Source organism: Arthrobacter sp. Y3225209, from assembly GCF_059090685.1.
Genome location: NZ_JBNHFW010000008.1, coordinates 38,236 through 64,687 on the forward strand (window position 1 = coordinate 38,236; position 26,452 = coordinate 64,687).

General features: G+C 66.1%; 31 protein-coding genes. 4 read left to right on the plus strand and 27 right to left on the minus strand.

Going from position 1 to position 26,452, the window contains the following annotated elements; genetic code table 11:
- Nucleotides 1–4 precede the first annotated feature (4 nt).
- From AC5RVB_RS06535 to AC5RVB_RS06635, 21 genes are all read right to left on the minus strand, one after another.
- A complete protein-coding gene (locus tag AC5RVB_RS06535) occupies nt 5–889 on the minus strand; it encodes a flagellar motor switch protein FliM (RefSeq protein WP_227905159.1) in 885 nt (294 codons plus the stop codon).
- A gap of 74 nt (nt 890–963) precedes the next feature.
- Nucleotides 964–1,776 (minus strand): OmpA/MotB family protein, encoded by an 813-nt coding sequence (locus AC5RVB_RS06540; protein ID WP_227929410.1) that lies wholly within the window; start codon nt 1,774–1,776, stop codon nt 964–966.
- Nucleotides 1,773–2,585 carry a motility protein A gene (locus AC5RVB_RS06545; RefSeq protein ID WP_227905154.1) on the minus strand — a complete coding sequence of 271 codons (813 nt, stop codon included), beginning with the start codon at nt 2,583–2,585 and terminating at the stop codon, nt 1,773–1,775. The genes AC5RVB_RS06540 and AC5RVB_RS06545 overlap by 4 nt, the downstream gene beginning before the upstream one ends.
- Nucleotides 2,585–2,926, minus strand: a complete 342-nt coding sequence (locus AC5RVB_RS06550) for a flagellar FlbD family protein (protein WP_227905151.1) — start codon at nt 2,924–2,926, stop codon at nt 2,585–2,587. Before AC5RVB_RS06550 ends, AC5RVB_RS06545 begins: the two co-directional genes overlap by 1 nt.
- A gap of 209 nt (nt 2,927–3,135) precedes the next feature.
- A complete protein-coding gene (locus tag AC5RVB_RS06555; protein ID WP_290245918.1) occupies nt 3,136–4,329 on the minus strand; it encodes a flagellar hook protein FlgE in 1,194 nt (397 codons plus the stop codon).
- Nucleotides 4,330–4,371: 42 nt separating this feature from the next.
- Nucleotides 4,372–4,881, minus strand: coding sequence for a flagellar hook assembly protein FlgD (locus AC5RVB_RS06560; protein WP_494142262.1), 510 nt, complete (start codon nt 4,879–4,881; stop codon nt 4,372–4,374).
- Nucleotides 4,882–4,895: 14 nt separating this feature from the next.
- Nucleotides 4,896–6,539: a flagellar hook-length control protein FliK gene (locus AC5RVB_RS06565; RefSeq protein ID WP_494142263.1), complete on the minus strand. Its 1,644-nt coding sequence runs from the start codon at nt 6,537–6,539 to the stop codon at nt 4,896–4,898.
- Nucleotides 6,536–7,240 (minus strand): C40 family peptidase, encoded by a 705-nt coding sequence (locus AC5RVB_RS06570; protein WP_227905144.1) that lies wholly within the window; start codon nt 7,238–7,240, stop codon nt 6,536–6,538. Before AC5RVB_RS06570 ends, AC5RVB_RS06565 begins: the two co-directional genes overlap by 4 nt.
- Nucleotides 7,237–7,671, minus strand: coding sequence for a flagellar FliJ family protein (locus AC5RVB_RS06575; RefSeq protein ID WP_494142264.1), 435 nt, complete (start codon nt 7,669–7,671; stop codon nt 7,237–7,239). Before AC5RVB_RS06575 ends, AC5RVB_RS06570 begins: the two co-directional genes overlap by 4 nt.
- Nucleotides 7,672–9,003: a FliI/YscN family ATPase gene (locus AC5RVB_RS06580; RefSeq protein ID WP_227905139.1), complete on the minus strand. Its 1,332-nt coding sequence runs from the start codon at nt 9,001–9,003 to the stop codon at nt 7,672–7,674. It abuts the gene before it with no gap.
- On the minus strand, nt 9,000–9,611 hold the full coding sequence (locus AC5RVB_RS06585; RefSeq protein WP_227905137.1) for a FliH/SctL family protein: 612 nt from the start codon (nt 9,609–9,611) through the stop codon (nt 9,000–9,002). The genes AC5RVB_RS06580 and AC5RVB_RS06585 overlap by 4 nt, the downstream gene beginning before the upstream one ends.
- On the minus strand, nt 9,601–10,644 hold the full coding sequence (gene fliG, locus AC5RVB_RS06590) for a flagellar motor switch protein FliG (protein ID WP_494142292.1): 1,044 nt from the start codon (nt 10,642–10,644) through the stop codon (nt 9,601–9,603). The genes AC5RVB_RS06585 and fliG overlap by 11 nt, the downstream gene beginning before the upstream one ends.
- 26 nt (nt 10,645–10,670) lie before the next feature.
- Nucleotides 10,671–12,266, minus strand: a complete 1,596-nt coding sequence (fliF, locus tag AC5RVB_RS06595; protein WP_227905135.1) for a flagellar basal-body MS-ring/collar protein FliF — start codon at nt 12,264–12,266, stop codon at nt 10,671–10,673.
- On the minus strand, nt 12,266–12,571 hold the full coding sequence (gene fliE / locus AC5RVB_RS06600) for a flagellar hook-basal body complex protein FliE (RefSeq protein WP_227905133.1): 306 nt from the start codon (nt 12,569–12,571) through the stop codon (nt 12,266–12,268). Before fliE ends, fliF begins: the two co-directional genes overlap by 1 nt.
- Entirely contained in the window at nt 12,571–12,963 is a 393-nt protein-coding gene (flgC, locus tag AC5RVB_RS06605) for a flagellar basal body rod protein FlgC (protein ID WP_227929404.1), read from the minus strand. The genes fliE and flgC overlap by 1 nt, the downstream gene beginning before the upstream one ends.
- Nucleotides 12,963–13,304 carry a flagellar basal body rod protein FlgB gene (locus tag AC5RVB_RS06610; protein WP_227905129.1) on the minus strand — a complete coding sequence of 114 codons (342 nt, stop codon included), beginning with the start codon at nt 13,302–13,304 and terminating at the stop codon, nt 12,963–12,965. Before AC5RVB_RS06610 ends, flgC begins: the two co-directional genes overlap by 1 nt.
- Before the next feature lie 185 nt (nt 13,305–13,489).
- Nucleotides 13,490–13,834, minus strand: a complete 345-nt coding sequence (locus AC5RVB_RS06615; protein ID WP_227905127.1) for a hypothetical protein — start codon at nt 13,832–13,834, stop codon at nt 13,490–13,492.
- Nucleotides 13,824–14,261, minus strand: a complete 438-nt coding sequence (fliS, locus tag AC5RVB_RS06620) for a flagellar export chaperone FliS (RefSeq protein WP_494142265.1) — start codon at nt 14,259–14,261, stop codon at nt 13,824–13,826. The genes AC5RVB_RS06615 and fliS overlap by 11 nt, the downstream gene beginning before the upstream one ends.
- Before the next feature lie 2 nt (nt 14,262–14,263).
- The gene (gene fliD / locus AC5RVB_RS06625; RefSeq protein ID WP_494142266.1) at nt 14,264–15,598 is read right to left on the minus strand and encodes a flagellar filament capping protein FliD; all 1,335 of its coding nucleotides are present in this window, start codon (nt 15,596–15,598) and stop codon (nt 14,264–14,266) included.
- A gap of 180 nt (nt 15,599–15,778) precedes the next feature.
- Entirely contained in the window at nt 15,779–16,636 is an 858-nt protein-coding gene (locus AC5RVB_RS06630; RefSeq protein WP_494142267.1) for a flagellin N-terminal helical domain-containing protein, read from the minus strand.
- A gap of 155 nt (nt 16,637–16,791) precedes the next feature.
- Entirely contained in the window at nt 16,792–17,634 is an 843-nt protein-coding gene (locus AC5RVB_RS06635) for a sigma-70 family RNA polymerase sigma factor (RefSeq protein WP_227905114.1), read from the minus strand.
- Nucleotides 17,635–17,938: 304 nt separating this feature from the next.
- On the opposite strand from AC5RVB_RS06635, the gene AC5RVB_RS06640 reads away from it, so the two are divergent.
- Genes AC5RVB_RS06640 through AC5RVB_RS06655 form a run of 4 tightly spaced genes read left to right on the plus strand, consistent with a single transcriptional unit; the run spans nt 17,939 to nt 21,124 of the window.
- Nucleotides 17,939–18,424: a flagellar protein FlgN gene (locus AC5RVB_RS06640; protein ID WP_227905111.1), complete on the plus strand. Its 486-nt coding sequence runs from the start codon at nt 17,939–17,941 to the stop codon at nt 18,422–18,424.
- 19 nt (nt 18,425–18,443) lie between these two features.
- Nucleotides 18,444–19,844 (plus strand): flagellar hook-associated protein FlgK, encoded by a 1,401-nt coding sequence (flgK, locus tag AC5RVB_RS06645; RefSeq protein ID WP_227905109.1) that lies wholly within the window; start codon nt 18,444–18,446, stop codon nt 19,842–19,844.
- Between the two features lie 3 nt (nt 19,845–19,847).
- Nucleotides 19,848–20,738 (plus strand): flagellar hook-associated protein FlgL, encoded by an 891-nt coding sequence (gene flgL / locus AC5RVB_RS06650; protein WP_227905107.1) that lies wholly within the window; start codon nt 19,848–19,850, stop codon nt 20,736–20,738.
- A complete protein-coding gene (locus AC5RVB_RS06655; RefSeq protein WP_227905105.1) occupies nt 20,735–21,124 on the plus strand; it encodes a flagellar assembly protein FliW in 390 nt (129 codons plus the stop codon). The genes flgL and AC5RVB_RS06655 overlap by 4 nt, the downstream gene beginning before the upstream one ends.
- Before the next feature lie 122 nt (nt 21,125–21,246).
- Here AC5RVB_RS06655 and AC5RVB_RS06660 read toward each other — a convergent pair whose 3' ends face one another.
- The 6 genes from AC5RVB_RS06660 to AC5RVB_RS06685 form a co-directional block, all read right to left on the minus strand.
- The gene (locus AC5RVB_RS06660) at nt 21,247–22,083 is read right to left on the minus strand and encodes an aldo/keto reductase (protein ID WP_227905102.1); all 837 of its coding nucleotides are present in this window, start codon (nt 22,081–22,083) and stop codon (nt 21,247–21,249) included.
- 104 nt (nt 22,084–22,187) lie between these two features.
- A complete protein-coding gene (locus AC5RVB_RS06665) occupies nt 22,188–22,649 on the minus strand; it encodes a hypothetical protein (RefSeq protein ID WP_227905100.1) in 462 nt (153 codons plus the stop codon).
- A 10-nt stretch (nt 22,650–22,659) separates the two neighbouring features.
- A complete protein-coding gene (locus AC5RVB_RS06670; RefSeq protein ID WP_494142268.1) occupies nt 22,660–23,370 on the minus strand; it encodes a bacterial proteasome activator family protein in 711 nt (236 codons plus the stop codon).
- Nucleotides 23,371–23,414: 44 nt separating this feature from the next.
- Entirely contained in the window at nt 23,415–23,672 is a 258-nt protein-coding gene (locus tag AC5RVB_RS06675) for a hypothetical protein (RefSeq protein WP_227929395.1), read from the minus strand.
- A gap of 131 nt (nt 23,673–23,803) precedes the next feature.
- Nucleotides 23,804–24,004: a YbdD/YjiX family protein gene (locus tag AC5RVB_RS06680; protein WP_227905095.1), complete on the minus strand. Its 201-nt coding sequence runs from the start codon at nt 24,002–24,004 to the stop codon at nt 23,804–23,806.
- Nucleotides 24,001–26,313 carry a carbon starvation CstA family protein gene (locus tag AC5RVB_RS06685; protein ID WP_227905093.1) on the minus strand — a complete coding sequence of 771 codons (2,313 nt, stop codon included), beginning with the start codon at nt 26,311–26,313 and terminating at the stop codon, nt 24,001–24,003. Before AC5RVB_RS06685 ends, AC5RVB_RS06680 begins: the two co-directional genes overlap by 4 nt.
- Nucleotides 26,314–26,452 lie beyond the last annotated feature (139 nt).

Here is a 26,452-nt window from a genome sequence, read left to right on the forward strand (position 1 = left end):
AAGGTTAGTTCTCCTCGATGCTGACGATGCTGCCGGCCAGCCGGGAGCCGCTGGCTCCGACGGCTGCCTGGGCCAGGGTCTGACCGTCTACGGTCACGTTCAACGGGCGGTGGCGCGGGTGTCCAAGGTTTAGGACGTCCCCCACGGCAAGGTTTAGGACCATGGCGGGCTTCACCACGATGGGTTCGAGCTGCAGGCACACCTTGACGGGCACGTGCGCCATCTGCAGCTGGACAAGTTCGGCGGGGGTGGCGGTGCTGGTTTGTGCGCCCAGCGGATCCAGCTGCGGGAGCAGGGCCGCTGCCGGAATGGCCACGGTGGCCGGGGCGGTGGTTTCGCCCACCGCCATGTCGAAGGTCGCCACGATCATGGGATCGCCGGATGCCGCCGCCTGGGCGAACTGGGAGTTGTACTGCACCGATGAAAGTGTCAGCGGGGCAGTCAGGAGGTGGCCGAGGGAATAGTGCAGGTCCTCAACGGCGTCGTCCATGATCTTGCCCAGGAGGGCCTGTTCAATGTGGGTGAACTTGCGGTCCGGCGCGGTCTGGAAGCCGGTGCCGCCGAGCATGTGTCCCACCCAGGACAGCGCTGCCGCCACCGGGAACTGGATGACGGCCTTGGCCGGAATGCTGCCCATGTTGAACAGCACCATGCCGGTGTTGTCCGGCAGGGACGCAGCGTATTCGTCATAGCTGAGGACCTGGACGTCCTCGGAGGTGACCTGCGAGAGCACACGCACCTTGGCAGTGAGCTGGGTGCCCCACTGCCGGGCGAAGGTATCGAAGGCCATTTCCAGCACCCGGGCATGCTCGCGGGCGAGGGTGGTGGGCCGGCTGAAGTCGTAGACCTCAACAGGCTTGGATTTGGAATGCGCAGCCTTTGCAGGCACGCCTAAGGAAGGTGATTCTTGGACCGTCACATTCCGCACTATCGGCAGCCGGGCCGGGCGCGTAAGCAGTGCTGCTAGGTGCCTGCCGTGGCATCGCGCTCGGCCACAATACCGGGAATCAGCGAGCGTACGTCCTCGCTCTGCCCGGACAGCACCACTATGTCCACCCGCCGGTTCTGGGCCAGCTCCGCCGCCGTCAGTCCGGGGGTCAGCGGACGCGATTCGCCGTAGCCCACGGCCTTGATGCGGTCCTGGACCACTCCACCCTGGGACACGAGGTAGCGCAGCACATTGACCGAGCGGGAGGATGAGAGCTCCCAATCCAGGGCATTGTCGGCAAACTGGCGCACCTGGGCGGTGTGCCCCTCAACGGAGACCTGGTAGGTGGTGGGTGCCAGGGCCGGCCCCACGGTATCCAGGACCCGCACGGCCTCGCCGGTCAGGTCCGCCAGGTCCGGGGCGAAGAACATTTCGGAGCTGACCAGGCGGATGGTCAGGCCGCGTTCATCCATCTCAAAGCGGACGGCGTCTTCCAGGCCCTTTTCCTGCAGGCCGGCATAGATAGCGTCCTGCAGCGCGGTCAGGTCGTCGACTTCCTTGGCGGCCAGGGCCGCATCGGGTTCAATGACCTCCTCGCTGTCCACCTTGTCCGGAGGCACCACAATTCCGACGGCGGTGTCCACGGTGTTGGTCTCCTCGGCACCGAACCCGGTGGCCAGGGACTCCTTAAGCTGGGCGAACTTCTCCGCGTCCACGCTGGACATGGCGAACAGGACAATGAACATGCACATCAGCACGGTGACCATGTCCATGTAGGAGGCCATCCAGCGTTCGTCCGGGTGCTCGTCCTCCTCCACCTTGGGGCGGCGCCGTTTGCTGGCGCTCACGCGGCGTCCTGCACCTTATCGGCGCTGTCGCCCTTTTCTGCCTTCTCAGCCTTGGTGCCCAGGGCATGCGCGGGCACCATGGCCCGGAGCCGTTCGCCCAGAAGACGCGGCTGGCTGCCTGCCTGCAGGGCGAGGACGCCTTCCATCAGCAGAGTCATTTCCTCTGCTTCCAGGTCCGCCAGGCGCTTGAGCCGGGCGCTGATGGGCAGCCAGATGAAGTTTGCCGACAGCAGGCCCCAGAGGGTGGCCACAAAGGCAGTGGCAATCATGGGTCCCAAGTGGTCAGGGGTGGAGAGGTTCTCCAGCACGTGGGTCAGGGACACCACCGTGCCGATGATGCCGACGGTCGGCGCGTAGCCGCCCAGGCTGTTAAAGAATTTGACCGGGATCTTGTCGCTGGCGGTTTTGGTGGCCACTTCATCTTCGAGCAGCATCCGCAGTTCCTCACCGTCGGTGCCGTCGGCAATGTTCTGCAGTGCTGTGCGCAGGAACGGATCCTCCACTTCGGCGGCGTCCTGTTCAAGGGACAGCAGGCCTTCGCTGCGGGCCTTCTCGGCCAGCAGGACCACCCGGTCAATGGTCTCCTGCGGCTGCGGCGTTTTCCCCATAAACGCCCGAGGCACAGCCTTAAAGGAGATCAGGAAGTCCTTCAGCGTTCCCCCGGCCAGGCCCACGGCAATGGTTGCGCCGAAGACCAGGATCATCGGGGCCGGCAGCAGCAGTGCGGAGACGTGGGCGCCTTCGAGGGTGATCATGGCATAGAGCGACCCGAAGGCCAGGACTAAGCCGATAATTGTTGCTGGATCCATTAGCTGTTCCTAGGGCGAAGGGGCACTGTCTTGCCGCCGGACGTACTGTCCCCGGCTGTTTTGTCACCGGTTTTGGCACCGGCCGGCTCCGCGGAGAAAACCTCCGGTACCAGGCCCAGACCGGGCCGTTCATAAATCTGCGGGGGAATGTCGCGGGCCATGGAAATCACCTGCGCCCGGTAAGCCGCAATACGGTCAATGACCTCCTGCAGGCTTTCAGTCACGATGTATTTCGAACCGTCGACCATAACCAGCGTGGTATCCGGATTGACATGGATCCGCTCGATCAGGTCAGGGTTGATCGCAAACTGAGCATCATTGAGACGCGTAAGTACAATCATTGCCCCGTCCAGGTTCGGTTCCGCAGGACTCCGATAGGTCCTCACCCCTACTTTCGGCCGGAATGCCGCCGTCGTTAGGAAGACCCGGCAGCGGCACGGCGGGAACAACGACGCCGGGGCGCGCGCCGCGGGCGTCCGGCACGGGTTAAGCGCCAAACGGCCCCGCTGCACACCGTGCTGCGGAGCCGTTCGCCCTCAGGGGGGCGGGATTAGCGCTTGAGGTTCGTGAGTTCCTGCAGCACTTCATCGGAGGTGGTGATGATGCGGGCGTTGGCCTGGAAACCGCGCTGGGCAACAATCAGGTTGGTGAATTCCTGCGAGAGGTCCACGTTGGACATCTCCAGCATGCCGGACCCGATTCCGCCGCTGCCGGCCTCGCCGGGGCCGGTGATGACGGCATTGCCGGAGTTCACCGTGGCGGTGTAGCCCGAGTTGCCGGCCTTCTCCAGACCCGCAGGGTTGGTGAAGGTGGCCAGAGCAATGCGGCCCAGGGCAATCTTGGACTCATTGGTGAAGGACCCAATCAGGGTGCCGTCCTTGGCAATGGAGAAGGATTCCAGGGTGCCGGCGCTGCGGCCGTTCTGGCCGGTGACCGAGGCGGTGCTGACACCGGCGTAGCTGGTCAGCGCCGCCAGGTCCACGGCCACGCCGTTCACTGTGAAGGTTTTGGGATTGCCGGTTGCCTGCACACCGTTTTCAAAGCCCAACCTGACATCGGTGGCACCGTCGGCCGACACCGTCCAACCTTCAGCTGCCCCGGCAGGTGTGCCTGCGGCGACCCGGGTGAAGGTCATGGTGACCACGGACACGTTGCCGTTGGCGTCGTAGACATTCATGTCCTTGACCACGGTGCCGCCCACCGCAGTTTCGGAAGGCAGGTTGCCGCCCATAGTCGCGGCGCTGGTGGCCGCGGCCGGAGAGATAGCGCCGTCGGGCAGGGTGATGTTGCCTACCGCGCCGCCCGTGTTGATGTTGCCGGCGGCATCCGCCGTCCAGCCCTGGACAATGCTGCCGTCGGTGGAGACCAGCCGGCCGGCGGCGTCGAGGTTGAACGCACCGGAGCGGGTGTAGGTGGTCTGCGCTCCCTGGCGGGTGATGAAGTAGCCGTCGCCGGAAATCATCAGGTCCTCAGCCCGTCCGGTGGACTGGGCCGAACCCTGGGTGAAGTTTGTGGTGATACCCGAGACGAGCACGCCGAGGCCCACCTGTGCCGGGTTGCCGCCGCCGTTGTTGGCGCCGGGAGCAGTGGCGCCCTGGGTCAGCTGAGAGAGGGTGTCCTGGAACTGGACGGCGGTGGCCTTGTAGCCGGTGGTGTTGACGTTGGCGATGTTGTTGCCGGTGACGTCGAGCATGGTCTGGTGTGAACGGAGTCCGGAGATGCCGGAGTAAAGGGAGCGAAGCATGGCTGGCGCCTTTCAGCTTGGGTGGTGCCGGGAGGTGGAGGGTTATGCAGTGGCTGGTGCGGGAACTGCTGCGGGGACCGGTGCGGTGTCTTCCGGAGTCCCTGGTGTGGCGTCCGGTGCTGTTGCCGGCGGTGCGGCGGCAGCTGTTGAGACGACGCCGGAGATGCTGTCCAGCTGGATGTCCACGCCGTCGACGTTGACGGTGGGAACACCGGCTGCGTAGGACACGGAACGGGCGATTCCGGTGACGGACTCCCCTGCTTCGTTGGTGTAGGTGACGCTCTGGCCAATCAGCGCTGCCGCGGCGATGCGCATCTGGAGGGAGAAGTTCTCTTCATCCATCTTGGCCATGGCGGTGAGCTGTTCCATGGATGCCAGCTGGGTGGTCTGGGCGATCATCTCGTTGGTGTCCATGGGCGAGCTGGGATCCTGGTTGCGCAGCTGGGTGACCAGCAGATGCATAAAGACCTCGCTGTCCAGGGTTTGTTTGGGCGCACGGGTTGCTGCGGCGTTGTTTACGCCGCCGATTGCCGCTATTGCGTCAACGGGCACAGTGGTCTCCTTTTCTAGGCCAGGAAGTCGATGGTTGAGGCCGTGCCGGGAAGTCCGGTACGGAAAGTGCGGGGGACGGCGTCCGTCTCGGACCGGCGCTGGCCGGGCGGAGCGTCGGCTCCGGTTCCGGGCCGCGGTTCGCCGTCGCCGCGTTCGGCGCCTTCCCTGCCCGGGGAATCCTGTGAGGACAACGAAAGGTTGGCGCTCATCCCGGACCCGGCCAGGTCACGGCGGAGATCGGTCAGCAGGGTCCGCAGCGCATCGCGGCCGGCATCGGAGGGTGCGAAGAGTTCAATCCGCACACCGTCGGCTCCCACATGGGCGCGGACGGTCACCGGGCCGAGGTTTTCCGGAGTGACGCTCAGGGTCATGACATGCTCACCCTGTTGGGCGGTCGCGAGGCTGAAGAGCGGCTGCGCCACCTGGTTTAGCAGCGGTGTGGCAGGAGCCGGAGCGGGCGGCGTGGCGGCCGGGGCAGCGACGATCTGCGGTGCGGCGGTCTGGGGAAGGGGGACGGCGGCAGGAGCAACCGGCGCGACGGCGGGAGCGGAACCTTCCGGTGACACCGCTCCGGCCGCAATAGCTCCGGTGGCGTCGGTGCCGGCCGCAGCCGAGAGCGTCGTGGCGAACACGGTGGAGGAAGCTGTGATGGAGGAAGCCGTGGTGGCAGCGGCGCTGAAGCCGGTACCGGCTCCTGCGGCGGCCGCACTATGCGCAGTCTGTGCAGCGGCACCGGGAAGGGTGCCGGGAAGGGTGCCTGCCGGGGTGGCGGTGCCCTGCATGGGCAACACCGGAACGGCGTTCCCGGCAGCGGGGATGCCGGACGTTGCGGCGGCCGTCCCGGTGCCCAAGGGCGCCGGCGGTGCAACGACAGCTGACGCTCCGGAAGACGCGGCAGCGGATCCCGCAGGGCCGGCGGCTGAGGCGAACCCGGCAGCGCTGACGGCACCGGCCGTACCGATGGTCGCGGCGGAGGCGTGGGTGGCGGTTGCAGCTGAAGTGGCCTGAGCCGCGGTGCTGCGCCCGGCTGGCACTCCGGTCTCTCCGGAGGTGGGCCCGGCAGGGGCAGCGGCTGCGACGGCGGGCATCTCTTCCCCTGCAGTTGCGGTTCCTGCAGCGGCAGCACCGGAGGGTGAACCGTCCATCGCTGACAGGGACGAGCCGGGCAGGCTGCTCCCGGCCAGGCCGGCAAACGCCGTGGCCAGGGCGGCGCCCCCCGCGGTTTCCACCGTCAGGGAAGCACCGTTCAGGGAAGCACCGTTCAGGGAAGCACCGTTCAGGGAAGCACCGTTCAGGGAATTATCCGCCGGAGACGCGGTCGCGGAATCTGCTGCAACAGCCCGGGCAGCATCGGACCCGCCGTCGCCCTGCCCGGCACCAGTTCCGGCGGCCGCGGTTCCCGAGACCACGGTTCCCGCGCCGGCGTACCGCGGATCCGAGGCGGAGGAGGCACTGCCGCCACCCGCACTGTCGCGGGCCCCGGCGTCGTTGCGCTGGCTAGCCTTGTCGCTGCGGCTGGTGGCGTTGACGGCATCTTCGAGGGAAGAACCGAAACGCTGTGCGCCATCCTGCGAAGCGGACCCCGTCCGGGTGCCGGTCAGTGCGGAATCCCGAACCGTGGGGACGGCAGGCCGGAGGAGCCCGGCGGCGGCACTCATGCTGCCGAACCCATCAGTGCGGCCTGCGCGGCCCGGGCGGAGGCAACCAGGTCAGAAATGCCCGGAACACCGGCTCCGCCGGGAGCCGAAAGGGATCCGGCGGCCCCCGCAGTCTCGGTAGGCAGGATGCGCCGGATGGTGGTGATGTTGGAATCGTTTTCCCAGGCATCCCGGATGGCGATGGTCTGGCCCGGCTGCGGGGCGTCCACTGCCTTTCCGTTGCCCAGGTAGATGGCGACGTGTCCGCCGTCGTGGCTGAAGATCAGGTCACCGGGCTGGGCCTGGGCCAGGGAGGCCACCTCGGTTCCGGAGTTCATCTGGTCCCAGGTGACGCGGGGCAGCGTGTAGCCGAGATCCTTGTAGACATTCTGTACAAAGGAGGAGCAGTCCAGCCCCTGAGCCGGGTCGTTGCCGCCCCAGATGTAGGGCAGGCCAAGGTACTTCTGCACGGCGTCGAGCACTTTGCCGTCCGCTGCGGCACCGCCGGCGGCGGCACCTGCGGCCCCGGCGGCGCCTGCAGCTCCTGCGGTCCCCGTTGCCGCCGATGTCAGGGAGGACAGGGTGGAGGCGAACTCCGTATCCGTTCCGGTGACGGACGACGTCGTACCGAGCGGAGCTGTTTTGGTGCCCGCGGCGCCGGAGAGCTGGCTCAGCGTGCTCCGGATTTCCTCGATCCGCCCCAGGGCGTCAGTCATACTCATGAGTTGGCTTCCTTCTGCCGGCGGTGCCAGGCGGTGCCGACAAGTTCATCCAGGATGGTTTGTTCTGCGCGCAGGTTCTCGGCGGCTTCGGCCTCGGCGTGCTTGCCCTGCAGTTTTTCCAGGCCCACGGACCGGGCGCGGGCGGCGGAAAACTCGGCACGCGCGGTTTCCACCTCGGCGGTCCGTTGGGCGCCCAATGCGTTCAGGTCCGCGAGCATGCTGCGGGAGGAGGCGCGGGCGGCGGCAATGGCGTTCATGGTGGCGGCGTCCACCGCGTCAGTGTTGGAGGTTTCCAGCGAAGCGTAGGCCTCGACGCGGGCCTGCCGGGCTTCCCGGTTCCGGGCGTTGGCGGCCGAGAGTTCACCGGCTGCGCGGTCCTGCTGCAGCTGGCGCAGGCGAAGCAGGCCGGCCAGTGGAAAGGCACGGGACATTTAGGACACCCCCAGCATCCGGGTCAGTTGGTGCAGCTGCGCCCAGGCGGTTTCCGCCGGGGTCTGTTCATCCATCCGCTGCTGCAGGAAAGCGTTGATGGCGTCTTCGTTATCCACTGCCGCGTCCACCAGCGGGTTGGAGCCGCGCTGGTAGGCGCCGACGTCGAGCAGGTCCTGTGCCGCCCGGCGCGCAGCCATGACCCGGCGCAGGGTGGAGGCCGCGTCACTGCGTTCGCGCGGGTTCACCCGGGAGGCCACCCGGGAGATGGATGCCAGGGCGTCCACGGACGGGAAGTGGCCGGAGACGGCCAGCTTGCGGTCCAGCACCACGTGGCCATCCAGGATGGACCGGGCACTGTCGGCAATGGGCTCGTTGTGGTCATCGCCGTCCACCAGCACGGTGTACATGCCGGTGACCGAACCGCGCTCTCCGGTGCCGGCGCGCTCCAGGAGCTGGGCCAACAGGGAGAAGGTGGAGGGCGGATAGCCGCGGGTGGCGGGCGGTTCGCCCACGGAGAGTCCGATTTCGCGTTGGGCCATGGCCACGCGGGTCAGGGAATCCATCATCAGCATTACGTCGGCGCCGCGGTCGCGGAAGGATTCGGCGATGCGGGTGGCCACAAAAGCGGCGCGCAGGCGCATCAGGGCCGGTTCGTCCGACGTCGACACCACCACGATGGAGCGGGCCAGGCCTTCGGCACCCAGATCGTCTTCGAGGAACTCGCGCACTTCACGCCCGCGCTCCCCTACCAGGGCAATCACGGACACTTCGGCGTCCGTGCCGCGGGCAATCATGGACAGCAGTGAGGACTTGCCGACGCCGGAGCCGGCGAACAGGCCCATGCGCTGGCCGCGGCCCACGGTGGTGAGCGTATCCAGTGCCCGCACGCCCAGCTGCAGCGGGGTGTCGATCCGGGTGCGGAGCATGGCGGAGGGGGTTTCGTGGTCCAGCGGGACCAGGGCTTCGATGTCCAGCGGGCCCTTGCCGTCAATGGGCCGGCCCAGGCCGTCCAGCACACGGCCGAACAGTCCGGTGCCGGTGGGAACCAGCAGCGGGGTGCCCTTGGACCGGGCCGGAGCGCCGGCGGTCAGGCCGGTGAGCCGGCCAAACGGCATGCAGCGGACGCCCTCGCGGGTGGCTGCCACTACCTCGGCGTCCACCGCGGAACCGGGATCCCCGATGGACACCAGGTCACCCACGCCGCAGTCCAGGCCGGAGATTTCCACGCTGAGGCCGAGCACGGAGGACACCCGGCCAACCCGCTGCGGGGCGGCGGTGCGGAGGGCGGCGGCGAAACCGGCGCTGCGGGGCCGCCAGGCGGTGGCGGTCATCCGGCATCCTCAAGCAGGGCGCGGCGGGCGCGCTCAATGGCTCCGCTGAGGGAGGCATCCAGGTAGCCGTTGGGGAACTCGGTCACGGCGTCTCCTCGCTGCAGGCCGGCGTCGCCAACAAAATCCACGCGGGCACGGCGGAGGGTTTCTTCGTCCAGGGCGGCCAGGTCCACCGGATGCATCCGCACCCGCTGGACGAGATCGGTGTCCACGCCTTCCAGCGCCCGGGCCAGGGCCGCACGGGCGGAGGCTTCGTCGTCGGCCAGTTCGCGGCGCAGCAGGGCTTCGGCCAGTTCAATGGCCGCGGCGGCTAGGGTGTCCTGCATGTCCGTGATCAGGGCAACGGTGCGGCCTTCAAGGCTGAACACCGCAGCGTTCAGGGCGGCGACGGTGCGGTTCACGCGTTCCTGCCCGCGGCGTATTTCATCCTCATGCTGCTCGCGCAGGGTGCGGCGCAGCAGCTCCGTATCGGCGGCGGCTGCGCGCAGGCCGGCGGCATACCCGGCGGCGTGGCCGCGGGCTTCCACCTGTGCATTGAGCTGTTCCTCGTCGGTGGCGCCCAGCGCGGTGTAGACGAGCCGGGAGAACGTCTGCTGCTCAGTAGACATATTCTTCCTCGTCCGCGTGGTGCACCTCGATGATGCCCTGGGCTTCCATCTCGCGGATGGCCCGGACAATGTTGGCGCGTGCCTCTTCCACCTGCGAGAGGCGGGCGGGGCCGGAAACCTTGATTTCGTCGTCGAGCAGTTCGCGGTTGCGCTCGGAGACGTTGGTGCGGATGGCGTCCAGCACCGCTTCGGTGGCCCCCTTCATGGCCAGTGCCAAGGTCCCGACGTCGATGCCGCGCAGCACCAGCTGCACGTCCCGGCGTTCGAGCTTGACCAGGTCGGCGAAGGTGAGCATCCGGGAGCGTACTTCCTCGGCAAGCTCCGGATCGCGTTCCTCGAGTGCTTCCAGCAGTGCGCGTTCAGTGACGGCGTCGGAGCGGTTGATGATGTCCACCAGCGGCTGCACTCCGCCGATGGCATCGGATGCCTCGCGGGCAGCACCCAGCGCGGAGGCACGGGACTTCAGCGTTTCGGCGACCACCCGCACGGCTTCGGGCGTGGCCCGGGCCATGGTGGCGATGGCCTGCGCAACGTCGGTACGCAGTTCGGCGTTCAGGCCGGTGAGCACCGCGGAAGCACGCTGGGGGCGCATGTGCGCCAGGACCAGCGCGATGGTCTGCGGCAGTTCCCCGTCCAGCAGGGAGATCACCTGATTCGGTTCGGCGCTTTCGAGGAATTCGAAGGACTTGCCGGCCATGGAGGACGCGAGCCGTTCCATCACACCGGAGGCACGCTCGACGCCGAAGGACGCTTCGAGCAGGCCCATGGCGACGTCGCGGCCGCCGTGCGCACGGCGGCGGCCGTCCACGGTCATGTCGTAGAACTCGTTGATGGCCTTCTCGGCCAACCCGGCATCCACCCGCTTGAGCCGGACAATTTCCGCAGCAATAAGCTGCGCTTCGGCCTCGGTGAACTGTTGCATCACCACTGCGGCGCGGGAAGTCTCCAGCTGCATCAGGATGACGGCGGCTTTCTGGATGCCGGTCAGTTCCTTGGTTTCCGGCGCGACGGCGGTGCCCAGCGCTAGCGGCATCCCCACCGGGGCGGTGGCAAGCTCGGTCATGACCGGCTCTCCTCCATGAGGTTGCGCAGATAGTCCGCGGTGCGGACCGGATCCTGGGCAGCCAGGGCATCAAGCTCTGCCCGCTTGCGGTCCTGGTCCACCGTGGCGGCAACAATCTGCAGCGAGGCAGTGTCAGTGGGAACTTCCGGCACCGGTTCGCCCAGCATGGCCAGTCCGGCGGCGGGAGCCAGCGGATCCAGCTCGGGCAGTTCGCCGAGGTCCACCACTTCGCGGTTCTGCCGGCGTGAGCGCATCGCGTAGGCCACCAGGGCCAGGATGACCACCAGCACGATGCCTGCCACGATGATGCCCATCTGCAGCATCTGCGCGCGGCGCTCGGCTTCTTCCGCTGCCTGCGCCTCGGCCAGGGCGCCCTGTGCCTGGGCGGCGCCGTCGGCGTTGAAGGAGACCATTTCCACGGTGATTTCATCCCCGCGTTCCACGTTGATGCCGGCGGCCGAGGCCACGAGTGCTTCCAGGTCCGCGACGTTGAGTCCGGCCGCGGCCTGCGTGTTCAGCGCCACCGAGACGGTCTGGCGGTTCAGTGAGCCGGCCGGGATCTCCCGGGTTTCGGTGACCTTGTTGACCGCGTTGTTCTTGGTGCTGGTCTCGGACCGGAAAGACCCGTCGTCGTTGCCGCCGTTGGGTACGGCAATGTTGTCCGGGCCCAGCACGCCGGCAGCGGTGTTGCCGTTGGCTCCGGTGTATTCCTCAACGCTGGTGGACTCGTTCAGTGCGGGGGTGTCCTGCGGTGCGTTGAAGGACTCCTCCACCCGGTTGGCGGATTCGTAATTCATGTCCGCGGCCACTGCCACGGTGGCGTTGCCCGGGCCGACCACGCGGTCCAGCATGGACTGGACGGAGGCGCCGACGCGCTGTTCGTAGTCAGTGGCCTGCTTGTCCGCGGATCCGGTGGCTCCGACGCCGACGGCGGACAGCACAGTGCCGGTGGCGTCAATCACTGCCACGTCGGTGGACTGCATGCCATCCACGGACGCGGAGGTCAGGTGGACAATGGCCTGCACCTGGTCCGCGGTGAGCGTGGTGCCGTTGGCGGTTTCCACGAACACCGATGCCGTGGGATCCGACTTTTCGGAGACAAACACGGTGTCTTCGGGGATGGCCAGCTGCACCGAGGCGTTCTTGACCCCGTCGATGGAGCCCACGGTCTTGGCAATCTCGCCTTCCAGTGCCCGCTTGTAGGTCACGGACTGCTGGAATTCGGAGGAGGTGACACCCATTTCATCCAACAGCGAGTAACCGCCGGTGGAGGCGGAGGGCAGGCCGGCACCGGCAGCCTTGAGCCGCTGGTCGTAGACGTTCTCTTCCGGCACCATCACGGTGCCGCCGCCCCCGGCAATTTCGTAGGGCACGCCGTCGGTCTTGAGCTGTTCCACAATGGCGTTGGCGTCCTCAGCCTGCAGGCCGGAGAACAGCGGGGTGTAGGCGGGCTTGGTCAGCCACGAGGCCAGCAGCGCCACACCCAGGGCCAGCACGGCGACGCCGATAATGGCGATGGTCTTCTGGGCGAGGCTGAATTCCCGGATGGTGGAGCCGAAGCGGCCGGCCATCCCTTTTACTGCCGGCGGCATCAGGCCTGCATCCGCATGATCTCGTTGAACGCGTCAACACCCTTGTTCCGCACCGCGGCAACCAGTTCCAGGGTCAGGGATGCCCGGGTGGAGGCGATCGTGGCGGCATGGATGTCATCCAGGTCGCCGGTGACGGCCTGGACCGCGAGGGTCTTGGACTGGGCGGACAGATCGGTGACGTTGTCCACGGCCCCGGTCAGCGAGGCTGCGAAGGAGGATCCGTCAGTGGAGACGGCCGGCTTCACCATCTCAACGTAGGCCGTGGGCGTGGTGCCGCTGACGGCCGCGATGGCGGGGACAGGCATTAGGAGCGTCCAATCTGCAGTGCTGCTTCATATGTGCTCTTGGCACGGTCAACGACGGCGGCGTTGGCTTCATAGCCGCGCTGGGCGAGGATCAGGTTGCCCATCTGTTCCGAGAGGTCAATGTCCGGGTAGCGGACGTAGCCTTCCGCGTCGGCCAGGGCGTGGTCCGGCTGGTAAACCATCCGGCCTTCGGCGTCGCCGTACTGGACGCCGGCAACGTAGACGCCGTTGCCCTCCGCACCTTCCTGCGCCACGACGTAGCGGGCCTGGAAGGCTGCACCGTCGGTGCTGGAAACGTTGTTGGCGTTGGCCAGGTTGTCGGAGACCGCGTCGAGCCACTTGCGGTGGGTGGTGAGGCCGGTGGCGGCAATGCCGATGGCGTCAAAAGTCATTAGTTGGTCCTCATTGCGGTGCGGAGGGAGTTGGCTTCCCCGCCTACGGCCTGGGTGGCGAACTGGTAGCGCAGCACTGTGTCGATGTTGGACAGGGTTTCCGTGTCCAGGTTGACGTTGCTGCCGTCCAGTCGGGTGGGCTCGAGGGAGCGGGAGGTGGTGGCGGCTGCCGCCCCGTTGCCGGCCTTGACCGATTTGGCGAGGGCGTCTTCGAAGCTGACGCGCTGGGCCTGGTAGCCGGGGGTATTCACATTCGCAATGTTGTTCGCGATGGCGCGCTGGCGGAGGGCGAGCCCGTCCAGGGCACTTTGCAGCGCAATGGAGGAAACGGAATCGAACACAGTGGAACCCAGTTCTCGCTAAGGGGACAGTGCGGCCGATCCGTGGCCTAAGACGTGAGCGATCCATGCTCACTGTGAGTTATCGGCATATCGCAAATCCATGTAAGTGGAATGCCGAGTAATTTTTATACTTTTTGCAGGTATGCGTTACACAAAAAAGTAAGCAGACTTTCCTATGTCTGCTTTCAGCCGTCCACTTCCAGGTAAACGGCCGACGACGACGGTCCGGGGACACTGCGGATCAGCATGGACTGCTTCCGGTTGGTCCGGGATTCGTTGCGCAGCTGCGCGTAGGCACGCGCCTGCGCCTTTGCCAGCAGGCGGGCCCGCTGGGTGAGTGCCTCGGGCAGTGGGCCGAGCTCGGCCGGCGGTTCCCATTCAGCGGCCAGCTCGTTGGCCTGTTCAGCCAGCGACTGTCCTTCCAGGAAGGCCTCGAGGTTGTCCTCGAGCTGCGTGAGTACGGTTTCCCAGAGCAGGAAGTTGGCCAGGTCCTCCGGTGCGGGGTAGGGCTCCGCGGATTCAGCCGACACCGAGGACCCCTCCCGGAACGCCCGCTACTGCCGGTGCTGCACCGGCGGCGGGCAGCTGGCCGGCGGCGTCATGCCAGGCCAACCGGATCGGCTCCAGCAGGTCAATGCACTCGCGGGTCAGTTTGGCGTCGCGGCCGATGTTGGCGTTCATCAGGGTGGAGAGCGAGTAGGTGTACAGGGCGTGCAGGTTCTCCCCGCCCTCCCACACGTCGGTCTTCAGCGTGCCGAGCAGTTCGGTGATGATGGCCTGGGCGTGGAGCAGGTTCTCGGAGGCAACCTGCCAGTTGCCGTTCTGCTGCGCTTCCTCGGCCCGGGCCAGGTCCAGCAGCAGCCGGTCGTAGAGCATGGTCAGCAGCCGCGCCGGTGAGGCGGAGAGCACTGCGTTGCGTGCGTATTCGGCGCGTTTGGCGGCAAGTCCGTAGTTCACGGTCACTTCTTACTCGAGTTGGCGGAGAGGGAATCAAGCTGGCCGGTCAGCCAGTCCATCTGGCTGTTCAGCGAGCCGAGTTTGACTTCCAGGTTGGTCCAGATGAGTTTCAGCGTGGATTCGCGGGAGGCCAGCCGGCGGTCCCAATCCTCCACCTGGGTGTTGAGGGTTCGCACCATGGATTCCTGGCTGGTGATCCGTTTGGTGATGGAGCCGTCGTATTTGTCCGAGGCGGCTTTGCCGGCGGTTTCCACGCGGGCGGCAATGGCACCCAGCGCGGCCTGGGTCTTTTCCGGATCCGCTGTGAGGGCGGCGGTGAACTTCTCGGCGTCAAACTCGACCGTGCCGTACTTGGTGAGGGTGATGCCGATGGCCGACGTCGAACTCCCCTCCAGTGCGCCGGTGGCAGCGTCCATAATGGACTGCTTCAGGGAGCGGGTGGCCGAGTCTCCGGTGAACACTCCGCCCACGGTCTTGGTGACCCCGTCGGAGGTGTTGACGCTGACGGCGGAGTTCCGGTCGATGTAAGTGAAAACGTCGGTGAGGCTGGCAACCAGGGACGCCGCGACGTCGGAAATGGCTTTGGTATCCCGGCTCACGGCCACGGTGACGGGATCGGCAGACACGGCGGAAACGGTGATGTCCACGCCCGGCATCAAGTCCGCGAAGGTGTTGGTGGCCGAGGTAATTTTTGTTTCCGCACCGGCGACCCCGGCCCAGAGGGTGACCTCGGCGTCCTGCCCGGTGCGGATGGCCCCCAAGTCGGTGCCGTTCTGGGAGACGGTAAATGTCCCGGCAGCACCGGTGGCAGCAGCGGTGAACTGCATCCGGTACTGCTGCACGCCATCCACGCTGCCGGCGGAGATCTTCACGGCGGTCACGCCGAGGTTTGCCTTGTTGACGGTGCTGATCACCTCGTCAAGGCTTTTGCCGGCGGTATCCAGCTCGGTGATGGTTCCGTTGGCGGAAATGGCGAGGGCGTCGCCGTTGGGCCAGGCAGCCATAGCTCCGGACAGCGACACCTGCGCGGTGGCCAGTTTGTTGACGGTGAGGTCCAGGGAGCCGGCGGCGGCACCTGGCTTCACAGCCGCTTGAACCGTCTCCGAGCCGGTGACGGCGGCGTAACGGTCGGTTCCGCCTGCTTTGGCGATCTTTCCGGCGGACTCGGCCAGGGACGCGATCTTGGTATTCAGGTTTTGCAGGGCCGTAGCGAACAGTTTGTTGGTTTCGACCTTTTGCTTGAGCATCGCCTGCGGGCGTGCCTCAATCTTCATCAGATCAGCAATCATGGCGGTGGTGTCGATGCCGCTGATCAGCCCGTCAATGCCTAGCGCCATGGAAATGCTCCTTGAGAAGTCCTGCTGTCTGTGTGCTGCTGGTCCTGCTGAGAAAAACCGAAGGCAGGGAATGGGCTGGCGGCGGGAAGCGTGAGGTCCAAGTCATGTTTCCCCGCCGCCAGCGGCCATTCACCTGCCGGTTCTGCGGTTACTGCTGATGAATCGAGTCAGGCGCTGCTACTACTGCAGGAGCGACATAACGCCGGAGTTCATCTGGTTGGCCTGGGCCAGCATGGCGGTGGCTGCCTGAGACAGGATCTGGGACTTGGTGAAGTTACCCATTTCCTGTGCCATATCCGTGTCGCGGATGCGGGAGTTGGCCGAGGAGAGGTTCTCCACGGACACCGCGATGGAGCGTCCGGTGGATTCCAGGCGGTTCTGCTGTGCACCAAGGGTGGCGCGCTGCTCCGAGGTGCTGGCGATAGCGATATCCAGCGCGGCGATAGCCTTCTGGGCACCGTCCTCGGTGGAGACCGAGAGCGCATCAGCGCCTGTACCCTTCAGCGTCGTCATTGTGCCGGCAACATCCGCCAGATCGACAACGATCGTGTCCTCAGCAGAAGCACCAACCTGAATGCTCACGTTTGCTGCGCCGGTTCCGGCTGCATTGTTGTTCGTGTTGTCCAGCAGCTGAATGCCGTTGAAGTTGGTCTTCGAGACAATGCGGTCGAGCTCGCTCGTGAGAGCGGTGACCTCGGACTCGATGGCTCCGCGAGATGCTTCATTGTTCGTATCATTCGCGGACTGCACGGCCAGGTCGCGCATCCGGTTGAGGATGTTGTGGACCTCGGTCAGAGCGCCTTCAGCGGTCTGGATGAGGCTGACGCCGTCCTGGGCGTTGCGGCCGGCAACCTGAAGACCGGAGACCTGGTTCTTCAGACCTTCGGAGATGGACAGGCCTGCAGCGTCGTCAGCCGCACGGTTGATGCGCATACCGCTGGAGAGACGCTCCACCGACTTGGCCTGAGCCGTCTGGTTCAGGTTGAGGTTACGCATCGCGTTGAGCGACGAGGTATTGGTGTTAATTGTGAAACCCATGATGTATTCCTCCGTGAGCGGGCTGTGTTCCCAGGCCCGTCCGTGGGCCTGCAACCATAGCTATCGGCGGAGCATCAATCGATGTTAGGAGTTCGGGAAAAAGTTTTTTAGGCTTTTTTCAACGACTTCTTAACCGGTATTCGTAGCCGGAGTTCCTAGGACGCTGCAGGGTTGAACAGCGGGGGCAGCACCGGAGCGGCAGGCATGGCAGGTGCCAGGTGGTGACGGGTGATCCCGCCGGCAGTACGGTCCCCTACCGAGGTGAGGTAGGCGTTCCGGCGGGCCGGGGCAATCCGGGACGAGATCTGCGGGGCTGCGCCTTCGTCAGAGTAATGCGTCCCCAGTCCGTCTCGGAGCAGGCGGACGGCTTCGGCACGCTGCTGGGAGACGGCCGAATGAGTGCTGCCCAGCTCTTCGGCCAGGTCCTTGACGGTGCGGTCATGGAAGTAGATTTCCTCCACGATGTACCGCATCTTCTCCGGCAGCGCGGCCACCGCAGCGGTCAGGTATTTCAACCGCTCCGAGGCCAGCAGGGACCCTTCCGGGGTGGGCAGGTCCGTCACCAGGAAGTCGGAGACGGACTCATCCAGGCTGGACACGGTGCGGGACGCATCAGACAGGGCATCTTCAGCCACCGTGCGGTCCACGCCCAGCGCGGAGGCAATCTCATCCACATTCGGGGTGCGGCCCAGGGCAGCGGTCAGCGTCTCTTTAACTGCGAGGGTTTCCTTGATCCGGCGCCGGGCGGAGCGGGTGGCCCAGTCGCTGGAGCGCATTTCGTCAGCGAACGCGCCAACGATGCGGCGGCGGGCGTAAGCACCGAACGGCACGCCCAGAGTCGGGTCGAAGGAATCCGCCGACGTAATCAGGGCTATGGACCCGGCGGACGCCAGGTCATCACGCGAGAGGTGCGTGGCCTTGGCGCAGACTTCGGATACTAGATAGCCAACCAGCGGCAGGTTTTCCACCACAAGGGCATTGCGTTCGGCGCGATTCAATTTTTGGACCCCCAAGCCCTTGTTCCCCAAATGACCCAACTGTTTTTTTCCAGTTGCCCAACTGTCTCCAGTTGTGCGCCGGCTTCGTGGTCAGTGGCTGAGTCCCCTGCGGTATCCACGCTCAAGCGCTTTAGCTGAAACATACCACTAACATTGAGAGGGAACCGGCCGATAGTGTTTTGTGGCGGACAAATAGCCAGATGTCCGCCAAACCGAAGACTTTTGCCGCAGGTTGGGGCCTGGAAGCAGACGTCTTAGTTCTGCTTATTGATATTCAGTGCACAACCTAGGAGGTGAGCTAAGCATGGGTACCCAGAAACTCTCGGCGCTTCTCTGGGAGGAACGCGAGTTATTGGAACTTCTTGTGTTCAAGCTCGAAGAAGAACAATTGCTGCTTACCTCCGGGAAAACCAAGTGGCTGACGCATGCCACCCGCGAAGTGGAGCAGGTCCTTGAGCGCCTGCGCGCGGCCGACCTGGGCCGCGCCGTCGCCGTAGCCGGTCTCGCCGCCGAATGGGGTACCGCCGAAGACGCGACCCTGCGCGAGCTGGTGGCCGCTGCGCCTCCCGGACCTTGGACCGAAATCTTCGGCGCCCATCTGCAGGCCATGACGGAACTGACAGTGAAGATCCGCGAACTGCGGGACATCAATGAGCAGTTCCTGCGCACCGCCGCGCGCTCGGCGCAGGAAACCCTGGCCGGGCTGAATCCCGAAGCCAATACCTACACGGCGTCCGGCACCTCGGCCGCTCCTACGTCAGCCGCACGGCTGGTTGACCAGAACATCTGACGTTAAGGACTCCTAAGCAATGAGCACCTTCAGCGGCCTTAACACGGCCTACACAGGCCTTTCGGCCGCCCGCAAGGGCCTGGACGTAGTGGGCCAGAACGTGGCGAACGCCAACGTGGCCGGTTACACCCGCCAGCGACTGAACACCTCCGCCGCGCCCTCCGTGGCACCGACCGGCCGGTTCGCCTCCGGCACCGGTGTGGGCCAGGGCGTGTCCGTGGACTCCATTGCCCGTCTCGGCAGCCTGCAGCTGGATACCCGGGTGCGCAGCACCGCAGCCGTTGCCGGCTACTCCGCGGTCCGTGCCAATGCGCTGATCGATCTGGAGGACAGCTTCAACGAGCCAGGCGAAAACGGCCTGTCCGCAGCGCTGCAGAACTTCTCCGCCGCGTGGCAGGGCATCAAAAACAGCCCCGGCGACAATGCCGCCGCTGCCGTGCTGCTGAACGCGGCAGGCGCCGCCGCCGGACAGATTGCCAACGGCTACAACACCGTCAAGGACCAGTGGAACAGCACCCGCGGCTCGCTCAATGACATGGTGGGCGAGCTCAACGCCAGCGCCGCGCAGCTGGCCGCCCTCAACGGCACCATCCGGTCCACGCTCGCCTCCGGCGCCTCCGCAAACGAACTGGTGGACCAGCGCAATGCCCTCGCCACCACCATCTCCGCCCTGAGCGGCGCCACGGTCCGGGAATCCGCGGACGGCATGGTGGATGTGCTCATTGACGGCAACGCCCTGGTCTCCGGCACCAATGCCCGGACCCTGCAGGTCACCGGCGGCACCTCCATGGAGGACGCCCGGGAAACCGCCGTGGGCTGGACCGACCGGTCCGGCACGGCAGGAATCAGCAAGGGCGAAATAGCCGGCGCCGTTTCCCTGCTGGCTTCCGCCGACAGCGGCGGTGTGTTCGCGAAGGCTGCAGCGTCCTACAACGAGGTAGCCGCCACGCTGGCTGCCTCCGTCAACGATCTGCACCGCCAGGGCGCCACCACGGCCGGGACCACCGGCCTGAACTTCTTCGCCGTCGGCAATCCGGCAGCCACCACGCTGAAGGCGATCCCGACGGATGCCTCCGGCATCGCCGCCGGCTACCCGAATGCCGGTGCCCTGGACGGCAGCCTGGCCGAGGCGATCTCCCAGCTCGGGTCCAAGGCCGGTTCCGCGGACAAGGTGTGGAGCGGTTTTGTCACTGCCACGGCCTCCCAGAGCCGGGCGGAGCTGCAGCAGGCCACCCTGGCCGGGGTGGCCTCCTCCTCGGCCGTGGACCTGCAGCTGTCCAACGCCTCGGTGGATCTGGACGAGGAAAACGTGAACCTACTGATGTACCAGCACGCGTATCAGGGCGCCTCGCGCGTTATGAGCGCCATTGACGAAATGCTTGACACCCTCATCAACCGCACCGGAATTGTGGGAAGGTAACCCGTGATCAGCCGCACCACCAACCAGACCATGGCCCGGACGGCCCAGCAGAACCTGCAGGCCAGCATGTCCCGGATGGCCAAGCTGCAGGAGCAGGTCACCTCCTCCTCCGCCATTGCCCGTCCCTCCGACGATCCCACCGGCACCGCCAATGCGATGAAGGTCCGGGCCGAAATCCGGGCCAACACCCAGCACGCCGCCAACGTGAGCGACGCCGAGGGCTGGCTCAGCGTGACCGACGGCGCCCTAGCCAACACCAACAAGATCCTCGGGCGGGTCAAGGACCTGGCGCTCAGCGCCAGCACCGGCACCATGTCCCCCACGGACCGGCAGGCCATTGCCACCGAGCTGGAGGGCCTGAAAACGGACCTGCTGCGCGAGGCCAACACCACCTACCTGGGCCGTACCGTCTTCGCGGGCACCTCGGACACCGGCAAGGCCTTCACCGAAAATCCCGCAGGCACCTACGACTACAGCGGAAGCGGCACCCCCACTACGCGCCGATTGGACAGCAGTACGCTCATGCGCGTTGATACCGATGGTGAAGCAGTCTTTGGCAAGGGCGAGAATTCCGTCTTCCGGCTCGTGGATGACCTGGTCTCGGATCTGAAGGCGAACAAGGATTCCACCGGGTATCTCACCAAGATCGACGCGGCAGCCAACACTGTGCTGCGGGAACACTCGGCCCTGGGTGTGCGGCACGCAGCCACGCTCAAGGCCAAGGACACGCTGGCGGACCAGTCCATCAGCCTGGAAACCCGCCGCTCCGGCATCGAGGATCTGGATACCGCCAAGGTCATCCTGGATATGAAACTGCAGGAAGTCGCCTACCAGTCGGCCCTGGCCGTCACCGCACGGGCGCTGCAGCCGACCCTGATGGACTTCCTGCGATGAGCACGGGCCTGACGTTCCTGACCCCGCCTCCCGGACTGGCGCCGGAAGTGCATTTCGAGCTGGAAGAGATCGACGGCGCCGCGGGGCTGTTCGCGCTCACCGCCGCTTCGGCATCCGGCGGCAGCCACCGGCTCTATGTGCTGGATGCTTCCGTCTACCTGCCGGACTACCACCCGGAAATCACCGACGACCAGCGCCGCCAGCTGGACCTGAACACCTCCGAGGACGCCGCGGTGCTGGTGGTCGCCAACCCGGCACTGGACGGCACCACCGTGAACCTGCTGGCACCGATCGTGCTCAACGTCCACACCGGCAGCTGCGCCCAGGTGATCCTGGAGGGCCAGGACTGGCCGGTCCGCGCTCCGCTGGAGCCGGTCGCAGCCTAACCCGGTCGCGACACAGCCCGGTCGCGACACAGCCCGGTCGCGGCGCAGCCAGGCCAGCCGGACCCACCACACGAAAAAGGCGCACACCCCGCGGGGTGTGCGCCTTTAGTGTTTCGCAGCTATTAGGCGAAGTCGGCCGTGGCCGGATCCGCACCGTAGCGGGTGCCGTTATCCAGCGCGTTGATGGCCTCAATGTCCTCATCGCTGAGCGTGAGGTTCAGCGCTTCCCAGTTTTCCCGGATCCGGGATTCGGTCACGGACTTGGGGATCACGATGCTGCCCAGGGCCAGGTGCCAGGCGATGACCACCTGGGCCGGGGTGGCGCCGTCGTACTTCGCGGCGATCTCCACCAGCTTGGGATCCTCGAGCAGGCCCTTGCCGGAACCCAGCGGGGACCAGGACTCGTGCAGGATGTTGTGCTCGGCCTCGAAGGCGCGCAGGTCCGCCTGGTTCAGGTACGGGTGGGTTTCCACCTGGTTCAGGACCGGGACCACGCCGGTGGCGTCGATGATTTCCTGCAGGGCTTCCTTGGTGAAGTTGCAGACGCCGATGGACTTGACCCGGCCCTGCTTCTGCAGTTCCACCAGGGCCTTCCAGGTGTCCACGTACTTGTTCTGCTTCGGCTGCAGCCAGTGGATCAGGTACAGGTCCAGAGTTTCCAGGCCCAGGCGCTCCATGGAAGCGTCGAAGGCCTTCAGGGTCTCTTCGTAGCCCTGGTCTGCGTTCCACACCTTGGTGGTGATGAACATGTCCTCGCGGGGAACCGAGGTGGCGGCAATGGCGCGGCCGACGCCGGCCTCGTTGCCGTAGATCTTGGCCGTGTCGATGTGGCGGTAGCCAACCTCGAAGGCCTGTCCCACTACCTTTTCGGCAACCTCGTCCTCAACCTGCCAGACGCCGTAGCCAAGCTGGGGGATGGTATTGCCGTCATTGAAAGTCAGAACCGGTGATGTAGTCATTCCCACATCCTTATCCCGCGCTCCCCGGGATACAAAGCGGATATGCTCACCGCGAAAAGCCGGCTTAACGTATTCCCGTTTCCGGCGGTTATTTCCGGGATCTTCTACTGCAGTCCGGCAGCCTTCAGCGCACGTTCGGCCTCGGCTACGTCCTCCTCCACCAGGGCAGCCCGGCGGCGCACGTTCTCCAGCCCGGCCGAGGCAATCCCCCAGCGCTCCCCTTCCAGCCGGGACATGGCTGCGGCTTCCGCCGCGGCGGCCAGCGAGTTGCCGCTGCGCGAGAGTGCCCGGTGCACGGCCGTCAGGGCACCGGGAATGTTCTGCCCGGTGCTGGGCAGCTGCCGCTGGGCGCGGGCGCACACCTCACGCACGCGCGGCAGCAGGGCCGCCAGGTCATTGGCCACCGTCACCAGCCCGTTGTAAACGGCGTCATCCTCCACGCCTTCGAGCATCTGGTAATAGCGGTCCAGCCCGCGGGTAAACCGGTCATGGGCACGGCGCCACACGCCCTTGCCGAGTTCAACATCGTCCTTCCGCCCCTGCCGGGCGGCTGCAAAAAGTGCCATCTACGTCCTACTACAGGTACTGACCGGGGCCCGCGTGGGGTTCCTGCCGCGGGCTGCCCGTTCCCTGGGGTCCCTGCGCGCGGTGCGGTTCCCCGTCATCTCCGATAACAACTCCCGGGGCCAGCATGGTCCCGGGCGGCAGCTGGCGCAGCTGCAGGCGGCCGGCGTTTAGCTGGTTGGCGGTCTGCTGGGCGGCGATGGCCGTCTGGATGCCGCGGAACAGCCCCTCCAGCCAGCCGACCAGCTGGGCCTGGGCAATCCGCAATTCGGCGTCGGTGGGGGTGGCATCATCCAGGAACGGCAGGTTGATGCGGTGCAGCTCGTTCACCAGCTCCGGTGCCAGCCCGTCTTCGAGCTCGCTCACCGAGCGGGCATGGATTTCCGCCAGCCGGTTGCGGGCGGCATCGTCCAGGGGCGCGTTGCGCACTTCCTCGAGCAGCTGCTTGATCATGGTGCCGATCCGCATGACCTTCGCGGGTTCATCCACCAGCTCGTTCAGCTTGGCCGGGCCGTTTTTGTGTTTGGGGTGCCCGTCCTGCCCGTCCGCCTGTGCCGTGTCCGCGTGTGCCGTGTCCGCAGCGCGGTTCCCGTCCGCCGCCGCGCCGGAATCGGCTGCAGCGCCACCCGCCGTTCCGCCGCCGTCCGGAGTCTCATGTGACTTCTGCCCGACAGGAGCGTCCGCGGCCTGCGGCCGGTCGGAGGATCCGTTCTGTTCAGTCATGGGCTTAATGCTCTCACGGTTGGTGGCCGTTGCCGCCGGGGCGGTCAGCTTTCCAGCTCTTCTTCGCGGCTTTTTGCGTATTCGCCGTCCGGGCTCAGCCCCGCCACCTGGGCGCCGGCGTTCAGCTGGCCGGCGGTGTAATGCCGGCTGTCGAACTCGGGGCCGGAGACCTTCTCCCCGGCCGGCAGGTTGATGTCCTGTTCCAGGTGCTCGTCGTCGTCCTGCACCTCGGGGGCCGAGGCTGCGCTGATGTCCTCGCGGAGGTGCTCCGGCAGTGCCTGCAGATCATCGTCTTTTCGCATTCCTCCACCCAACCAGCATCCGTGCGTGCACTCAAGGGGACGCAACAAAGGGACGCGGACGGACGACGGCGGTGCCGCAGCTTCTGAAAAAGCCGCGGCACCGCCGTCGGAATGGGCCGGCTATGCGGCCGTCAGCAGCAGCGCCCCTCGGGGTTGGCGTCCTGCCGGTCCATCTTGTCCCGCCAGAACTCCCGCTCGCTCATCAACGGCGACGAGCAGCCGGAGGCAGCGTGGAAGTCCGCGTACTTGCGGTAGGCGTCCTCCCCCATCACGTCCCGGAAGAAGCGCACAAATCCGGCCAGGCCCTGCCGGACGGCGACTGCGGCACTCATGAGTGTGCCGCCCGTTTCCCGGGCCGGCTCTCCTCCGGCAGCGCATCCCACTGAGCCATGATCTCCTTCTCCGCCGGCGTGGCCAGGAAACCTGCCGGTGCGAAGGTGCGGGACGGAACTGCCGGGTCCTCGGCGCTCGGGGCGCCGCCGGAGCGGAAGGACCGGATGGTGGCGATGATGGCCGTGATGATGACAATGATCGCCAGGGTCACAAACACCACCGAAAGCGTGGTCTGGATGAGCGTATTGCGCACCACTGCCTCCATGGCCTCCACCGTCTTGGCCGTACCGAAGCTGGTCTTGCCGTCGGCCAGCGCCTGCTGGAACGCCTCGTGGTTGGCCCAGTAGCCAACGCTCGGCACCGGCGAGAAGATCTTGTAGAACGACGCCGTGATGGTCACCACCGCAGCGAACGCCAGCGGCAATGCCACGATCCACAGCCACTTGAACGCATTGTTCTTGGCGATGATGGCCATGCAGATGGCCAGTGCAATGGCGGCCAGGAGCTGGTTGGCGATGCCGAAGAGCGGGAACAGCGTATTGATGCCGCCCAGCGGGTCCGTGACCCCCATGATCAGGATCGATCCCCATCCGGCGACCATGATGGCCGTACATATCCAGGCTCCGGGACGCCAGGCCATGTCCTTGAACTTCGGGGCCACGTTGCCGATGGTGTCCTGCAGCATAAAACGGGCCACCCGGGTGCCGGCGTCCACTGCGGTGAGGATGAACAGGGCCTCGAACATGATGGCGAAGTGGTACCAGAAGGCCATCATGCCGGGTCCGCCGATCAGGCTCTGCATGATTGTGGCGAGGCCGACGGCGAGGGTGGGCGCGCCGCCGGTGCGCGACACAATGGATTCCTCGCCCACGTCGGATGCCAGGGAGGAGAGCATGTCCGGGGTGAGGTTCACTCCGGCCAGGCCCAGGCTGTTTACGAAGGCGACGGCGCCTTCCACCGTGCCGCCGGTGGCGCCGGCGGACGAGTTCATGGCGAAGTAGATGCCGCGGTCAATGGAGATGGCCGCCACCAGCGCCATGATGGCCACGAAGGACTCCATCAGCATGCCGCCGTAGCCGATAAAGCGGGTCTGGCGTTCCTTCTGCAGCATCTTCGGAGTGGTGCCGGAGGAGATGAGCGCGTGGAAGCCGGAGAGCGCACCGCACGCGATGGTGACGAAGAGGAACGGGAAGAGCGGTCCGGCGACCACCGGCCCGTCGTCCCGGCTGGCGAACTCGCTGACCGCCGGAACGTTGATCTCCGGGCGGACGATGATGATGGCCACGGCCAGCATCACGATGGTGCCCACCTTCATAAAGGTGGAGAGGTAGTCGCGCGGGGCCAGCAGCAGCCAGACCGGCAGGACGGCGGCGATGAAGCCGTAGATGATGATGCCCCAGGCAATGGTGGTCGGTTCCAGGGTCAGGGCGTCGCCCAGCGGAGTATCGGCAACCCAGCCGCCGGCAATAATGGCGGCCAGCAGCAGGACGAAGCCGATAATGGAGACCTCGGTGACCTTGCCCGGACGCAGGTAGCGCAGGTACACGCCCATGAACAGGGCGATGGGGATGGTCATGCTGACGGAGAAGACGCCCCACGGGCTTTCGGCGAGGGCGTTCACCACCACCAGGGCAAGGATGGCCACGATGATGATCATGATGACCAGGGTGGCGATCAGGGCGGCGGTGCCGCCGATGAGTCCGAGTTCGTCCCGTGCCATCTGGCCCAGGGAACGCCCGCCGCGCCGCATGGAGAAGAACATCACCAGGTAGTCCTGCACCGCGCCTGCCAGCACCACGCCGACGATGATCCAGATGGTGCCGGGCAGGTAGCCCATCTGCGCGGCCAGGACCGGCCCGACCAGCGGTCCGGCGCCGGCGATGGCGGCGAAGTGGTGGCCGTAAAGAACCCGGCGGTCCGTGGCGGCGTAGTCCTTGCCGTCCGCCTTGTATTCGGCGGGGGTGGCGCGGCGGTCATTGGGCTTGAGCAGCTTCGCTTCGATGAGCTTGGAGTAGAAGCGGTAGCCGATCAGGTAGGTACAGACCGCGGCGAAGACAAACCAGATGGCGTTCACGGTTTCGCCGCGGACTACGGCGAGCATGGTCCAGCTCAGGCCGCCCAGCAGGGCGATGCCCGCCCAGATGGCAATTTTTGCCGGGGTCCAGCGGCGGTCCTCGGCGTCGAGGACTTCCGGATCCACGGCCACCGGCGGCAGTGCCGGGTCCTGTTCCAGGACGTCGCCGTCCGGCCGGCCGGTGGGGCCTGGCGTGTCCGGGGTTTCGGCCCGGCGCCGATGTTTCTCGCTCATGATGAATCCCTTTGTGTGCGGTGGCGTTGTCTGCGTTGACAGTCATACCGATAGGCAGGGAGTGGCCCTGCACCTAGAGATTACTACCACGGGGGTGTGTTACATCACGTTAAAGCGCGACGGCGGCCGCACCGGGTGG

What these genes read in the sequence shown, in the direction of transcription:
- AC5RVB_RS06545 (WP_227905154.1), bottom strand. Translation starts at nt 2,585, where the DNA reads ATGGATCCAGCAACAATTATCGGCTTAGTCCTGGCCTTCGGGTCGCTC.
- AC5RVB_RS06550 (WP_227905151.1), bottom strand. Translation starts at nt 2,926, where the DNA reads ATGATTGTACTTACGCGTCTCAATGATGCTCAGTTTGCGATCAACCCT.
- AC5RVB_RS06555 (WP_290245918.1), bottom strand. Translation starts at nt 4,329, where the DNA reads ATGCTTCGCTCCCTTTACTCCGGCATCTCCGGACTCCGTTCACACCAG.
- AC5RVB_RS06565 (WP_494142263.1), bottom strand. Translation starts at nt 6,539, where the DNA reads ATGAGTGCCGCCGCCGGGCTCCTCCGGCCTGCCGTCCCCACGGTTCGG.
- AC5RVB_RS06570 (WP_227905144.1), bottom strand. Translation starts at nt 7,240, where the DNA reads ATGAGTATGACTGACGCCCTGGGGCGGATCGAGGAAATCCGGAGCACG.
- AC5RVB_RS06575 (WP_494142264.1), bottom strand. Translation starts at nt 7,671, where the DNA reads ATGTCCCGTGCCTTTCCACTGGCCGGCCTGCTTCGCCTGCGCCAGCTG.
- AC5RVB_RS06580 (WP_227905139.1), bottom strand. Translation starts at nt 9,003, where the DNA reads ATGACCGCCACCGCCTGGCGGCCCCGCAGCGCCGGTTTCGCCGCCGCC.
- AC5RVB_RS06585 (WP_227905137.1), bottom strand. Translation starts at nt 9,611, where the DNA reads ATGTCTACTGAGCAGCAGACGTTCTCCCGGCTCGTCTACACCGCGCTG.
- fliG (WP_494142292.1), bottom strand. Translation starts at nt 10,644, where the DNA reads ATGCCGCTAGCGCTGGGCACCGCCGTCGCGCCGGAAACCAAGGAACTG.
- fliF (WP_227905135.1), bottom strand. Translation starts at nt 12,266, where the DNA reads ATGCCGCCGGCAGTAAAAGGGATGGCCGGCCGCTTCGGCTCCACCATC.
- fliE (WP_227905133.1), bottom strand. Translation starts at nt 12,571, where the DNA reads ATGCCTGTCCCCGCCATCGCGGCCGTCAGCGGCACCACGCCCACGGCC.
- flgC (WP_227929404.1), bottom strand. Translation starts at nt 12,963, where the DNA reads ATGACTTTTGACGCCATCGGCATTGCCGCCACCGGCCTCACCACCCAC.
- fliD (WP_494142266.1), bottom strand. Translation starts at nt 15,598, where the DNA reads ATGGCGCTAGGCATTGACGGGCTGATCAGCGGCATCGACACCACCGCC.
- AC5RVB_RS06630 (WP_494142267.1), bottom strand. Translation starts at nt 16,636, where the DNA reads ATGGGTTTCACAATTAACACCAATACCTCGTCGCTCAACGCGATGCGT.
- AC5RVB_RS06640 (WP_227905111.1), top strand. Translation starts at nt 17,939, where the DNA reads ATGGGTACCCAGAAACTCTCGGCGCTTCTCTGGGAGGAACGCGAGTTA.
- flgK (WP_227905109.1), top strand. Translation starts at nt 18,444, where the DNA reads ATGAGCACCTTCAGCGGCCTTAACACGGCCTACACAGGCCTTTCGGCC.
- AC5RVB_RS06655 (WP_227905105.1), top strand. Translation starts at nt 20,735, where the DNA reads ATGAGCACGGGCCTGACGTTCCTGACCCCGCCTCCCGGACTGGCGCCG.
- AC5RVB_RS06660 (WP_227905102.1), bottom strand. Translation starts at nt 22,083, where the DNA reads ATGACTACATCACCGGTTCTGACTTTCAATGACGGCAATACCATCCCC.
- AC5RVB_RS06665 (WP_227905100.1), bottom strand. Translation starts at nt 22,649, where the DNA reads ATGGCACTTTTTGCAGCCGCCCGGCAGGGGCGGAAGGACGATGTTGAA.
- AC5RVB_RS06670 (WP_494142268.1), bottom strand. Translation starts at nt 23,370, where the DNA reads ATGACTGAACAGAACGGATCCTCCGACCGGCCGCAGGCCGCGGACGCT.
- AC5RVB_RS06675 (WP_227929395.1), bottom strand. Translation starts at nt 23,672, where the DNA reads ATGCGAAAAGACGATGATCTGCAGGCACTGCCGGAGCACCTCCGCGAG.
- AC5RVB_RS06680 (WP_227905095.1), bottom strand. Translation starts at nt 24,004, where the DNA reads ATGAGTGCCGCAGTCGCCGTCCGGCAGGGCCTGGCCGGATTTGTGCGC.
- AC5RVB_RS06685 (WP_227905093.1), bottom strand. Translation starts at nt 26,313, where the DNA reads ATGAGCGAGAAACATCGGCGCCGGGCCGAAACCCCGGACACGCCAGGC.